The organism is Viridibacillus sp. FSL R5-0888, assembly GCF_038009105.1.
Classification (GTDB): domain Bacteria; phylum Bacillota; class Bacilli; order Bacillales_A; family Planococcaceae; genus Viridibacillus; species Viridibacillus arenosi.
This window is the reverse complement of sequence record NZ_JBBPAU010000001.1, coordinates 2,805,633-2,818,733: the sequence shown is the minus strand read 5'-3', so window position 1 is coordinate 2,818,733 and position 13,101 is coordinate 2,805,633. Positions and strand designations below refer to the sequence as shown.

The 13,101-nt window shown below is 32.7% G+C and carries 11 protein-coding genes and 1 riboswitch; of the genes, 5 read left to right on the top strand and 6 right to left on the bottom strand.

Annotation, left to right across the window (positions count from 1 at the left end; translation table 11 throughout):
- Nucleotides 1-67 precede the first annotated feature (67 nt).
- The gene (locus tag MKY02_RS14065; RefSeq protein WP_051448834.1) at nucleotides 68-247 is read right to left on the bottom strand and encodes a DUF4083 family protein; all 180 of its coding nucleotides are present in this window, start codon (nucleotides 245-247) and stop codon (nucleotides 68-70) included.
- A gap of 244 nt (nucleotides 248-491) precedes the next feature.
- A riboswitch (cobalamin riboswitch) is annotated at nucleotides 492-670 on the top strand.
- A gap of 229 nt (nucleotides 671-899) precedes the next feature.
- Here MKY02_RS14065 and MKY02_RS14060 point away from each other — a divergent pair.
- Both MKY02_RS14060 and MKY02_RS14055 read left to right on the top strand, forming a co-directional pair.
- The gene (locus MKY02_RS14060) at nucleotides 900-2,711 is read left to right on the top strand and encodes an Ig-like domain-containing protein (RefSeq protein WP_340711415.1); all 1,812 of its coding nucleotides are present in this window, start codon (nucleotides 900-902) and stop codon (nucleotides 2,709-2,711) included.
- Nucleotides 2,712-3,534: 823 nt separating this feature from the next.
- Nucleotides 3,535-4,392, top strand: coding sequence for a patatin-like phospholipase family protein (locus tag MKY02_RS14055; RefSeq protein ID WP_038189825.1), 858 nt, complete (start codon nucleotides 3,535-3,537; stop codon nucleotides 4,390-4,392).
- Between the two features lie 149 nt (nucleotides 4,393-4,541).
- Here the strand turns inward: MKY02_RS14055 and MKY02_RS14050 are convergent, their stop codons facing one another.
- Both MKY02_RS14050 and MKY02_RS14045 read right to left on the bottom strand, forming a co-directional pair.
- A complete protein-coding gene (locus MKY02_RS14050) occupies nucleotides 4,542-5,642 on the bottom strand; it encodes a DNA alkylation repair protein (protein WP_340711414.1) in 1,101 nt (366 codons plus the stop codon).
- A 133-nt stretch (nucleotides 5,643-5,775) separates the two neighbouring features.
- Nucleotides 5,776-7,194 carry a GGDEF domain-containing protein gene (locus MKY02_RS14045; protein WP_340711413.1) on the bottom strand — a complete coding sequence of 473 codons (1,419 nt, stop codon included), beginning with the start codon at nucleotides 7,192-7,194 and terminating at the stop codon, nucleotides 5,776-5,778.
- Nucleotides 7,195-7,365: 171 nt separating this feature from the next.
- Here MKY02_RS14045 and MKY02_RS14040 point away from each other — a divergent pair, with 171 nt between their 5' ends.
- The 3 genes from MKY02_RS14040 (at nucleotide 7,366) to MKY02_RS14030 (ending at nucleotide 10,368) form a co-directional block, all read left to right on the top strand.
- Nucleotides 7,366-9,420 carry a site-specific DNA-methyltransferase gene (locus MKY02_RS14040; RefSeq protein ID WP_340711412.1) on the top strand — a complete coding sequence of 685 codons (2,055 nt, stop codon included), beginning with the start codon at nucleotides 7,366-7,368 and terminating at the stop codon, nucleotides 9,418-9,420.
- A 75-nt stretch (nucleotides 9,421-9,495) separates the two neighbouring features.
- Nucleotides 9,496-9,651 (top strand): hypothetical protein, encoded by a 156-nt coding sequence (locus tag MKY02_RS14035; RefSeq protein ID WP_168170736.1) that lies wholly within the window; start codon nucleotides 9,496-9,498, stop codon nucleotides 9,649-9,651.
- Between the two features lie 210 nt (nucleotides 9,652-9,861).
- The gene (locus tag MKY02_RS14030) at nucleotides 9,862-10,368 is read left to right on the top strand and encodes a GNAT family N-acetyltransferase (protein WP_076035420.1); all 507 of its coding nucleotides are present in this window, start codon (nucleotides 9,862-9,864) and stop codon (nucleotides 10,366-10,368) included.
- A gap of 153 nt (nucleotides 10,369-10,521) precedes the next feature.
- On the opposite strand, the gene MKY02_RS14025 is transcribed toward MKY02_RS14030, so the two are convergent.
- The 3 genes from MKY02_RS14025 to MKY02_RS14015 form a co-directional block, all read right to left on the bottom strand.
- The gene (locus MKY02_RS14025; RefSeq protein WP_038189811.1) at nucleotides 10,522-11,250 is read right to left on the bottom strand and encodes an amino acid ABC transporter ATP-binding protein; all 729 of its coding nucleotides are present in this window, start codon (nucleotides 11,248-11,250) and stop codon (nucleotides 10,522-10,524) included.
- A 15-nt stretch (nucleotides 11,251-11,265) separates the two neighbouring features.
- Nucleotides 11,266-11,928 (bottom strand): amino acid ABC transporter permease, encoded by a 663-nt coding sequence (locus tag MKY02_RS14020; RefSeq protein ID WP_038189810.1) that lies wholly within the window; start codon nucleotides 11,926-11,928, stop codon nucleotides 11,266-11,268.
- Nucleotides 11,929-12,037: 109 nt separating this feature from the next.
- The gene (locus MKY02_RS14015) at nucleotides 12,038-12,871 is read right to left on the bottom strand and encodes a transporter substrate-binding domain-containing protein (RefSeq protein ID WP_038189807.1); all 834 of its coding nucleotides are present in this window, start codon (nucleotides 12,869-12,871) and stop codon (nucleotides 12,038-12,040) included.
- Between the last annotated feature and the right edge of the window lie 230 nt (nucleotides 12,872-13,101).

The following is a 13,101-nucleotide window of genomic DNA, read 5'->3' as shown; positions in this document are numbered from 1 at the left end:
GAACTTAAAAACTAACTGTTGAATTTAGTATTAGATACAACAGCTAGTTTTGTATTTTGAATAATAATTATTTAGACTGCTTTTCCAATAACATGATAATCTTATCCAATTTTTCATTTAGTTCGGTAGATTCATTCTTAGGAGTTGTATTTATAATGATTCTTCTAATAAATAGCATAAAAGAAATCGTACCTAATATCATTAAAGCAATGACAATAATTATTAGCATATCTCCAACATTAAACAATTCATCCCTCCTTCAACCATACATGCTTTTAAAAAGGATATTAATTCAATTTTAACATGTGTAACAGGAATTATGTGATTAACATATTAAAAGATTCATCGATAAATACAATTTTGAAATAAATACACATACGTTTCTTTCTTTATTTGTATAATTATTTGATGTGTTATGAGTAAAATATCAAAAACTAATCATAATGCGATAGATTAATTTCCAATATTATGATAAGTTTATATTAAGTGAATATTGTATGCCAGAATTAGATGTAGTACATACATAAAAGGGAATTCGGTGAAATGCCGAAGCTGTATCCGCAACTGTAAATGCTGATGAAATAAGGAAATACCACTGTTTTATACGGGAAGGTCCTTAAAGTAAATTGATGCATAAGCCAGGAGACCTATCTAATTCATAGCGTATATCTACTCTTCGGAATAAAGTGAGATTACGGCAAAACAATCTATATTAGACAATACTGTTGTCCTATATTTCTTTGTATTTATGCTATTTCTCTATGGAGAAATAGCTTTTTTCATTGTTAAGAACTTTTAATTTCCAACATTTAATATATGAGTAAGAGTTAAATAGTCGACTAGCATGAAAAAGCCGAATTCCGAATCCAACAAATCTAAATAAAATCGGAGGAATTCAAATGTTAAAACGTTCATCTAGTATGGTGTTAGCTTTTGTTATGCTACTATCACTATTATCGCCGTTTACAGCTCAAGCTGAAAATAATATGGTAGTAAACAATGAAGACCATACTTCTCAAACAACATCACCACAAGTAATCAAAGAAAAACTAGTGAACTCTTTAGAGAAGGCAAAACAATATTATATTATAAACAACCAAACTATTAGTTCTAGAGTAATCAGTTCCCACAGTGGCTACTGGTCATTATCCGCAATGTATGCACTAGGCATGGATATTAAAAACTACAAGTGGGCAGAGGGCTCAGAAGTTACTAGTGAACAATCTTATTGGATGAAACCAAAAGCGGCTACTTCAAGCACTTCAAATGAAGACGCAGGTACTATTATTGGTGCATATATTCTAGGATTAGATCCAACAAATCTTGGACAACGCAACATTGTTGAAGATTTACAAAACAAACAAAAGGCTGATGGTAGTTTTTTCACAGCATACGGTGAATCTTGGGCATCAATTGCGCTAGGCTTAGCAAATGCAGACTATGATAAAGCCAAACATTTAGAAGTAATTTTAAAGAAACAAAATAATTCAGGATTATTCTCTGGATTTGGTTCATCTGATGACTTAGATGTAACAGGTTGGAATTTAACTGCATTAACGTTATTAAATAATACTGATAAGTCCAATGAAACAATTAACGAGTCTATTAAAAAAGCAGTAGATGGTATTCATGCAAAATATCAAAAAGATGGTTTTGTAGATAATTCAAACTCAATGGCAAGTATTATTATGGGACTAGCTACAGCTGGAGAAGATTTAACAGCTGACAAATGGAGCTATGAAAAAGACGGTAAAAAAGTTAACATTCTTGAAAAAATGATTGATGATTATCAATTAGAAGATGGTTCGTTTAAATGGATGATTAAAGATTCTAAAACAAACTTAATGGCTACTGAACAAGTAATCATTGCGTTAGCAGACGCATTGAATGGAAAATCAACATTTGCGAGATTAGCAGCTGGTGAAATACCAGATACTAATCCACCAGTGGAAAATCCAGATACTGAGGGCCCAACTGAACTTACAGTGGGAACAATTTCAAACAAAACAACATCAGTAACAGGAACAACAGAAGCATATGCAACAGTCTCAATATACAATGGAACTAAACCTCTAACATCAACAAAAGCTAACAATAAAGGAACTTTCGCGTTAAAGATTCCTGCACAAAAGGCGAATGTGAAATTAGTAGTAAAGACTACAGATGAGACTGGCAATGCTGGTGTAACAAAAACAATTACTGTACTAGATAAAATTGGACCAACAAAACTTATAGTAGGAACAATTTCAAACAAAGCAACTACTGTAAAAGGGACTACAGAAGCTAAAGCAACAGTTTCTATTTATAAAGGCTCTAAACTACTTACATCAACAAAGGCAAGTAGCAAAGGTAACTATACGCTGAAGATTACAAAACAAAAAGCAAACGTAAAATTAGTCGTAAAAACGAAAGATACAGTAGGTAATAAAGGCGTATCAAAAACAATTATTGTAAAAGATAAAATTGCACCAAAAAAACCAACAGTATCTAAAATCACATCGAAAACTACAAAAGTAAAAGGTATAACTGAAGCAAAAGCAACAATTACAATCTACAATAGTAAACATAAAAAAATTGGCTCAGCTAAAGCATCAAGCAAAGGAAATTTCAGTGTGAAAATCAAAAAACAAAAAGCAAATACTAAACTATCAATTTATGCGAAGGATCTAGCAGGAAATAAAAGTAGCAAACTTAGCGTGAAAGTGAAGTAACGGTAGTATGAAAAGGGGCTGTCCAGAAAGTCGGTGAATACCGGCCTTTGAGGGTAGCCCTATTTCTTTATAATTGAATCTGTTTAACTTGATTGTTGTTTTTGGCTAATTAAGAAGCATATTCAACTTAAAGCTTATTTGGCTTGATCTCTATAGATAATGAGAAATTGATCGCAACGAAATATCTTCGAAATTATTAAAGTGATACAATTGCATTTGATACAGATGAACAAAGCCTAAAAATGTTTTTGATTGAAAGAAGTTTAAATTACCTAAATATAAAGGTTTTTGAAAAATTTTATAGAATAGTTCTCTTAGTGCAATACCTAAAAGGAGTTGAGTATTTGATTACCATTTTAGAGAACATTATGGAATTAGCTTTCTTATTAATATTCATTTCTAGCGCAATTTATTGTAGGCATCTTAAATTAACTAAGTGGAAAAGAAGACTTTCTAAAGGCGAAATGACAATGTATATAATTACTTCAATTGCACTTCCAATGTACGCAATTACTTATTTTATTCTCCTTCTTGGAACATAAAATATGCTGTACGATCTTATTCGTTAATTTAACAAAAGAACGAGTTTATTTAAACATTCAAATCACGATAAAAGGTATAGATATCGGAGTTGGCCAATATATTAGGTACAACTCTATTTTTTATGTAAAAACAACAATGAATTTTAACATATGTTGATAAAACTAAAGAAAAGCGGATGAAAAGAAATTTGAATCCAAGCATTAATATACTGTTTTAGCTTTTTTCTAGATGCAAGTGATATGATAAAATAATAATAGAAATATAGTGAAAGAGTGATTTAATGCAGGTCAATGTGAAGGATACAAGTTTAGTACTTGAGGGCGGAACATTCCGTACGTTATTTACGTCAGGTGTCCTCGATGCTTTTTTAGATGAAGAGATTATGATGCCACATGTTGTCGGTATTTCAGCAGGGGCTATTAATGCCTGTTCTTATGTGTCAGAGCAAAAAGAGCGTTCACTTCGCGTCCTTGTTAATTATCGTCATGACAAACGCTATATAGGCGTTCGTAATTTTTTGCGAGAAAGAAGTTTATTTGGATTAAACTTTGCTTACAATATAATTCCAAACGAGCTAGATAAATTTGATTGGGATAGATTCCAACAATTCGAGGGAACAGTAAAGTTTGGTGTAACAAATGCGTATACAGGGGATATAGAGTATAAGGACGCACTTGATATGGATAAGGAATGTACGTTACTGCGCGCTACCTGTGCAATCCCTGTATTGTTTCCAGAGATTAAAATAAATGATACACCATACTATGATGGGGGATTAGCAGATCCAATTCCTATTCAGCATTTAGTAGATGAAGGTTTTGAAAAGCATGTGCTTGTGTTAACCCGACCTAAAGGCTATAGAAAAGTAAAAGATCGTCAAAGTAAATTAGTTATGAAGCTCCTTCGTAAACGATATCCCAATTTAGTAAAAAGCATGGAACAGCGTGTGGATCATTACAATGCCTCGCTCGATTATTGCGAACGATTGGAAAAAGAAGGAAGAGTCTTTATCTTCAGACCAGATGCACCCTTAAATAGTTTCGAAAAAGATTTAACCCAAATGCGAGCAAATTATGATATGGGCTATCAGCAAGCCGCGAAACAAATGGATGAATTAAAGGCTTTTTTAAATATATAAATGAGCAAAAAAACAGATTCTCATATTCGAGAGTCTGTTTTTGCTTTATTAGAAAGAAGTATTATGAGCCTAAAGTATAGTTGGCTTGTCGTATTAATAATCTACAATGAGCATATGAAAGAATTGAAAAAAACATAAAATCATTGAATTTATTTATCGTTGTTTTTTTCTTCAGTCAATACAAACTCGATTCCAGCCATTTCTACTCCATTAATGACAATGGCTATTCGATGTTCACCTGGATAGTGTTTTCTAGTAGATAACTGTTTAAAAGAATGACTTCTAGTATAAGTATATTCTCCAGGTAGATACGTATTTTCTGTTATCTTAAAGAGCTTTCTTCTTGTTATACCATTTGCTTTCATAAAATCAATGCCATATTCGATCCGAAGTTTTGCTGCATCTATAGTGGGGTTGGCAAAAGTGAACTTAAATGTTAATGATTCACCAATAGCTAGTTGATCTGTTGAAAGGTCAAACTCATTTATTTTAACAATAGGATTGTTATGGAATCCAAACAATGTGAGTGTAGTCGGGTCTGCTTGTCTAAGTAGGGTTCTACAAGCATGTTTGATAATCCAATCTGTTTTAGGGTTATGACCCATCCAACTCTTACCTAAGGACTTCACTAATTCAGGATGATCCTTTGTTATATCATTTAAATTATTTGCCACACTTTTACGGACATATTCACTTTCATCTGCTTTTAATAACTCTAAAATAGGGATAATTGGTGTCGGGTCTTTTTTAAACATCTTCAAAGCAGGACCCCACGGAAGACGCGGTCGACACCCTTCACTCGCCAATCTACGCACATGCTCATTTTCATCTCTTGCCCATTTTTCCATAATAGACATCATTTTCTTCGGATCTTTTTCAATAAATGGGCGTACAGCAAATTCGGAGCTAGATGTAAGTGTAAAGAGTTTTAATGCTTCAATAGAAGTTTCCCAATCTGATAAGCCATAAGCTTCTATAAAATCAGGGAAAAATAAGTACTCAAAACCTTTGCAATCAGGAACAAGTTGACTTAGTACAGCAATGGCATCCGGATAAGAAGTGGGTAAGGTAGCTCTTAGTGTATGAGTAATATGTCGAGTTCGTTGTTTTAACTCACGTTGTTCCCATTCTTCATCAAATAATAGAGTCATGAACTGCTGTTCGTTAAATTCTGGATAGACGCTTGTTACCTTCTTACCAAATTGTTCAAAAAACGCTTTATTATAAACATCTTTTAGTAGTTCTGCCATAATTCTTTTTACTCCTTTAAAAAAGATAATACTTTCTATAAAAAAATAAACTTCTGACTCATTACTGAATTAGAAGTTTAAGTATACCTTATTTTGAAAAGTGGTATAAAGTAGTGATTCCTTTAATAATAGATCACTCATACTGCCTAATCTGATTTCGTCCATTTTCTTTTGCATTATATAAAGCGATATCGGCATTTTTGAAGATCTCGTGGAAAGAATTTATTTCGCCTTTTAGGTTTGTTGCCATGCCCATACTAACTGTAAATGTTAGTATAGTATCTTCTATAGGTATCTTCATTGCAGCCAATGTATGATTAAGAGTATTTGCAAATTTCATTACCTCAGTTGATGTTAGGTGACGGAGTAAAATAACAAATTCATCACCACCAAAACGAGCTGCGAAGGTTGTTTCTAGATTGGACAATTCTTTGCAAGTGTTTGCGACTAGCTTGATGACATCATCGCCAATTAAATGTCCGTATTGATCGTTAATTGATTTGAATTTATCGATATCAAATACTAGACAAGTAACATTCGTTTTTTCATTTGCTGCTTCTAATAACCACTTTGCTGCTACATTTTCTAAATGATAACGATTGTAAATATTCGTTAAGCCATCTAAGTTTGACCGTTCTTGAATAGCTGCCACACGATGTTGAATTTCTAGCTGGAGGGTTGTTTTATAGATAGCGGCTTGTTTCAGTTCTTGTAAAATATCAACATATTCTTTGTAATAATAATAACCGTCTTCAAAGTGATTTAACCGTTCACAAAGCTCTATTAGCAGTGAGATAATTCTTATTTTAGAAGCTAAATTCCCTGCTTTGGACGTTAGTTCTTTGCAAGTAGTTGCTGCTTTATAACTTACTTCGAATTGACCTTTCAAATAATACAACTCTCCGACATATTGATAATAAAGGATTTGCCACTTAATAGAGTTAGAATCATCCAAACAAGCTGATAATGTACTTAAATACTTGGTAGCATCATTTAGTAGATTAAGTTTTAACGATGCCTCAACAAGGTTACATAATGCCTGGAACGTAAGCTGGGGAATATCGGCATGTTTTGATAATGCTAAATCCAACCCATGCAAAGCAAATTCATGTGCTTCGTCAAATTTTTGCTCCGCAATAGCTACCTTGCTTAAATTACAAAAACAATTGCACATCATATCAGTAGCATTTTTTTTTTTGGATAGGTCCATATTTAAAATTATTGTTTCTCTTGCTTTTTCCCAGTTTTCATTATATTCATAAAGAAAAAATAGAAGAAGATAAAGGTTCTCTTTTTCTTGATCACTCAAATCCTCTTTGTTTTGTTGACAGTACTCATCGTATAAAAAGATATAGTGGAATGCGTTTTTTAAATCAGCTAATGCATGGTATGAAATTGCAAGGTACATATAGCCAGAACGAATACTAATCCTATCTTGTTGTAACATAGCTTTTTCAACTAGCTCATGCCCAAATTTAATAGTCTCTTGGAGGTTTCCGGATAAATAAGTAGCGTGCGTTGTATTTTTTAATTCGTCAATTGTTAACAGCATTTACACAACCACCTTTATATTAATTCTTTATAAAAATAGAACAAAGGTCAGGAGAAAAGGTACTTAAGAACTATTTTAACCTATATGTTTACAAAATGTTAGCTAATACCAAAAAATTGCAACAAATAGAGAAAATAATAAATGAACAATGATTGAATAGTTATTATGATAATGGGAATATACTATCAAATAAGAAGTTTTTACAATTGGTATAGTTTTACATATATAAAGGAGTGCGCTTATATGGATAAACTAGCTGGTCAATCTTTTCATACGGTACAGCACAATATTGAAAAAATGAAAGAGCTTTTTCCGGAAATTTGTACAGAAAACAAAATAGATTTTGCTAAGCTTCAATTGATATTAGGTGAACAGATAGAAACTGAAAAAGAACGGTTTGATTTTACATGGAATGGTAAAACAGAGGCGATACAATCAGCCCAAAAGCAAACGACAGGAACCTTAAGACCTGATATTGCAGGGAGTTTAGATTGGGAAACAACGAAAAACCTTTATATTGAAGGGGATAACTTAGAAGTATTGCGAGTACTTCAAAATAGTTATCATAATCGAGTAAAGCTTATCTATATTGATCCTCCATACAATACTGGAAATAATTTTGTTTATAAAGATAACTTCCGTGGCCCGATGAAAAACTATAAAGAACATACGAATGAAAGTTTAGAATCGAATGCAGTGACTAGCGGAAGAGTTCATACAGAATGGTTAAATATGATGTATCCGAGATTGAAAATCGCCCGTAACTTATTGTCAGATGAAGGGGTAATCTTTATCTCCATCGACGATAATGAAGTGGATAATTTAAAACGTATTTGCAATGAGATATTTGGGGAAGAGAATTTTGTCACGACCATTGTTGTCAAGATGTCTGAACCAACAGGTGTAAAAATGACGCATGTTAAAAGAAAAATTCCTAAATTAAAGGAATATGTACTTTGCTATAAAAAAAGAGATGCTACATTTGAAAAAATAAGAATCCCTAAAAGTACATGGGATAATGAATATAAAACAATTCTCACAAATATAAATAAAAAAGAAATAGAAGAATTAAAAGAGATTCGTGATAATGAAGATCGAACTATAGAGGACATTAAAAGAAGTGATGTCATTTTAGCAAACATTCAATTAGTCCCTGTTTTTGAATTTGCAAAAAGGAACAACATTGAAAAAAAAGATTTTGAAGGATTCTTGTTTTCTAATGCTTGGAGAATAATTAGAACCGTTTCAGTAGCGGCTAGTGTCAAAGCTATTGCTGATGAAAAGAGAAAAACAAATCGAAATCAAGCATTTGTTATGACCACGCCAAATAACAAGCTGTATTTTATTAATAATCACTATAATACAGCTGTGGATTCACCACGTATTAAAATACTTTTTGCTGATGATTATTTGACCGTACATCCATGTGATTTCTGGGCAGATATTAAAACAACCGGTTTAGATAAAGAGGGATTTGTGGATTATCGAAACGGTAAAAAACCTTTAAAATTAATAAAAAGATTATTAAGTATGGTCGCTTTAAAAGACGATGATATAGTGATGGATTTTTTCGCTGGATCAGGGACGTTTGGCGAAGCGACTGTTCGATACAATATTGAAAGTAATCTATCACTCCGTTATATACTGGTGCAAATTAATGAAAACCTTGAGCAAATACAAGAGAAATTATCAAGTGAAGCTAAAAAAGATACAAAGAAACTAATTGATTATTTAAAAAGTGTTGGTAGAAAGCCGTTATTATCAGAACTTGGAAAAGAGCGTTTGGTATGTATGAAAAGGGAGGTACAACATTCCACTCATCATGATTTAGGTTTTAAAAATTTCAAACTAGATACGACGAATTTAAAAATATGGGAAGAATACCTATCAAATGTAGAACAGATGCCTTTAAATTTAGCTCAACCTGTGAAACAGGGAAGAAATGAAGAGGACGTTTTATTTGAAATACTTCTCAAGCAAGGAATAGATATAGCACTACCAATTGAACGATTCATACTAGGGGGATGTACCGTTTTTTCAGTCAATGGAGGTACAGTATTCATTTGTCTTGAAGAGGACCTATCACTAGACCAAATTAATATCTTAGCAAGTAAAAAACCTAGTCGTATGATATTCTACGAAGATTGTTTTCATAATGAAGCAATACGCAACAAGGCACAGCAAATATTAAAGCAAAATGGTGTAGAAAAAGTTCTAGTAATATAGTTAGGTGTTATTCTGAAACCAACAATCCTTTTTATCCGTATAAATAGTAATAAAAAAAGAAAGCCGTGATAAATAATGGATAATCAATATGTAGTCGGTTGGGGTACTCTTATGCTCATAAATGCAGGTATTGCGCAGGGGAAGAATCGTTCAGGATTCAACTGGTTTCTACTATCTTTATTTTTAGGTCCAATAGCTACCCTTGTATTAGTTCTTGTTGATAAAAAATAAAAGAAAAAACAAACTGAATAGTTAATTTTCATGTTTAATATGGTATAGATTTTTTTAGAAAGTACATCACAATTCTAGTTGTGGTGTGCTTTTTTGTACTCTAAAAATCTTTCAATGAATATAAAATCGAAAAATTAAAACTAATCTCTATGTTAAAATACAAAAAGTAATACTTGGAAAATAAATAATAGAATATAGGAGGATAAATAGGTGAGTGAATTAGTTATAAAGCCTTTTGAAGAAAGTGACTTTACAGCTATCAGTAAATACTGTTTACCTGAAGAGCAAGCAATTTATACTTCGTTACCTATTAACGTTATTGCTGCATTTAAGAAGGATCAATATAATCAGCCATTCGTTGTAATTTATGATGGAAATTTGGTGGGCTGTTTTGCCCTATATACGAATAAAAGTGAAAATATATATACAAATAATGAGAATAGTATTATTTTCAAATCGTTCTCCATTGACTCACGGTTCCAGAGAAAAGGATTTGCTCTTACTGTGTTAAAATTATTGCCGAAAATAACAAAGCAACACTTCCCTGAAAAGAATGAGATTATATTAACTGTTCATCATACGAATATCGCAGCAATTAATTTATACATAAAAGCTGGATTCATAGAACAAGAATTTAGATTTGTGGGTGATTACGGAGAGGAAATAATATTCCTTTTTGATTTGGCTGTTGAAAATAGTAAGAAACTTTATGTCTAAACAGTACTTATAGATTCAAATAATGTCAGCTTTATTATAAAAAGGATGGATAAAGGTTCTTTGCTTTATCTATCCTTTCTTTACTTCTAGTATAAATTACAAATTTTACTTTGTGTATGGATACAATAACATAAGTTTTTACTTTTATTGATATTAGTGATTTAAAACTTTTGATAAGAATGTCTTTGCACGTTCAGATTCAGGGGCAGTGAAAAACTTATCAGGTGAATTGACTTCAACAATTTTTCCTTCAGCCATAAAAACAATTTTGTCACATATTTCGCGTGCAAATCCCATTTCATGCGTCACAACAATCATCGTCATCCCTTCTTTTGCAAGCTTCCGAATGGCATCCAATACTTCTTTAACCATTTCAGGGTCAAGTGCAGAAGTAGGCTCATCGAAGAGCATGATTTGCGGGTCCATCGCCAAAGCTCGTGCAATGGCGACACGTTGTTGTTGTCCACCTGAAAGATGAGAGGGATGGACGTGTATTTTGTCAGCTAATCCAAGGGAACTAAGTAACACAATACCCATTTTTTCTGCTTCAGCCTTCGTCATTCCTTTTACTTTAATAGGGGCTATTGTGACATTTTCAAGCGCAGTTAGAAATGGGTACAAATTAAAGCTTTGAAATACGAAACCGATATTTGTACGGGCTTTATTGATATCCGTTTTTTTATCATGAATTGACGTCCCATCTACTATAATTTCCCCGTTATCAATTTCTTCAAGTGCATTGATCACTCGAATGAGCGTGGATTTTCCTGCACCGCTTGGTCCGATTAATGCAATTACATTTGATTTTTCTACCTCTAAATTGATATCTACTAAAACTTGATTGTTGCCAAAGCTTTTATTGACACTGTTAATGGAAATCATGCAATCAGCCCTTTCTTAATACTCGCTTTTTAACCAATGTTTTTCAAACTGTCGTATGATTAGTGATAATGTAAATGTCATTGCAAAATATAACAGAGCAACGAATGTCCATATTTCAATATAACGATAAGAGATAGCAGCTAGATTTGTCGCCTTTAATGTTAAGTCTACAGCTGAAATGGTTGAAACAAGTGATGAGTCTTTAATAAGAATGATGAATTGTGATGCCATAGGAGGTAATGTTTTTCTAAAAGCTTGAGGCAGTATGATCAAACGCATAGCTTGAAAATTGGACATGCCAGATGAACGAGCAGCTTCCATTTGACCTTTCGGAACAGATTGGATTCCCCCACGAACAATTTCCGCGATAAATGAACCAGAGAATATAGCCAGAGAAACAATCGATCCCCAATAAGCACCAAGCTTTAAAAACTGACCAAGAACGAGATGAATCCAAATCAATATAACGAGCAGGGGAACACCACGCATAACTTCAACATACACGGAAGAGATAAAACGAATGATAGGGTTTTTTGATATTCGACCAACTCCAAAAAGAATCCCAATCGGTATAGCAAATAGTAAAGATAATGCTGAAATTTCGAGCGTCAAATACATCCCTTTAAAAAAGATATCGAGATTATTTGTGATAACGCTCCAATCAGGTTGATATCTCATAATGTAGGAACTCCTCCATTGAAATGACTTATATAAGGGCATTAAAATGATTGAAGACCTTATACGTACAATCCAAAAATAAGATCTTCAAAGTATTCTACCTAACTGATCATTCTGCTTCTACTTTTGTATTAATATCTCCGTACCAATCATCACTTTCAAACCAGTAAGAACGTGAAGCTAATTCCTGTGGTCCACCTAAATAACTATAAAGGAATGAATTTAGCCATTGGACTGTTACTAAATCATTGTGAGCCACGGCAATACCCAAATTTTCAGCAGAAATATTCTCATCTAAGATATGAGATTTTCCATTTTGCTTTTGCCAAATACGTACTGAAGACTCGTCATAGATAACAGCATCTAACTGACCTGATAACATCGCTAAAGCCGCAGCGGGCATTTCTCTGTAATCTTTGAATTCTGCATTTTTAAAGTTTGCTTTTGCAAAAATTTGACCAGTTGTTCCTATAATAGTTGCAATTTTCTTTCCTTTCTGATCCAGTTCTTTCCAAGATTTTGTCGTCTTATCTGTATCAGGTAATAACATTACTTGTTTTGTTTGATAATAAGGATTAGGGAAACTAACAGACAATGCTCGGGGACCAGTAATTGTCATACCTGAAACGATCATATCAATTTCACCAACTTGCAAGGCAGCTATTAATCCATCAAATGAATATTCTTTAAATTCTACCTTTACATCTAAGGCCTTTCCTATTGCTTTCGCGGTATCAATATCGTAGCCGACAAACTCCTCTTTCAAATTGACCATTTCAAAAGGTGCATATCCTGTAGCTGTACCAACAACCAATTTTCCAGCCTTCTTTACACGATCAATTGTGGATTCACCTGCATTACCAGCCTTATCACTCTCACCTCCACCACATGCTGTTAAAATCATACTCATCAACAATAGCAATACTAGTAAACTCTTTTTCACCCTTTCTCCTCCTTTCAATTAAATAGCTATAACTAGTAAATCTTTAAACTTAATATATGGAGAGTAAGGTAGTAAATATACCAATATAAATAGTGAATTTAATAGTTGGTTGAAAATTCTGTTTATTTAAGGTTTAAAAAAATGATTAAATTGGATATTTTCGGGTACTTAGTTTTATATAATGGTTTGTATGGAATTAATAGGTTTTTGATCTAAATAGGAGGAGTGTC

What these genes read in the sequence shown, in the direction of transcription:
- MKY02_RS14060 (WP_340711415.1), top strand. Translation starts at nt 900, where the DNA reads ATGTTAAAACGTTCATCTAGTATGGTGTTAGCTTTTGTTATGCTACTA.
- MKY02_RS14055 (WP_038189825.1), top strand. Translation starts at nt 3,535, where the DNA reads ATGCAGGTCAATGTGAAGGATACAAGTTTAGTACTTGAGGGCGGAACA.
- MKY02_RS14050 (WP_340711414.1), bottom strand. Translation starts at nt 5,642, where the DNA reads ATGGCAGAACTACTAAAAGATGTTTATAATAAAGCGTTTTTTGAACAA.
- MKY02_RS14045 (WP_340711413.1), bottom strand. Translation starts at nt 7,194, where the DNA reads ATGCTGTTAACAATTGACGAATTAAAAAATACAACGCACGCTACTTAT.
- MKY02_RS14040 (WP_340711412.1), top strand. Translation starts at nt 7,366, where the DNA reads ATGGGAATATACTATCAAATAAGAAGTTTTTACAATTGGTATAGTTTT.
- MKY02_RS14035 (WP_168170736.1), top strand. Translation starts at nt 9,496, where the DNA reads ATGGATAATCAATATGTAGTCGGTTGGGGTACTCTTATGCTCATAAAT.
- MKY02_RS14025 (WP_038189811.1), bottom strand. Translation starts at nt 11,250, where the DNA reads ATGATTTCCATTAACAGTGTCAATAAAAGCTTTGGCAACAATCAAGTT.
- MKY02_RS14020 (WP_038189810.1), bottom strand. Translation starts at nt 11,928, where the DNA reads ATGAGATATCAACCTGATTGGAGCGTTATCACAAATAATCTCGATATC.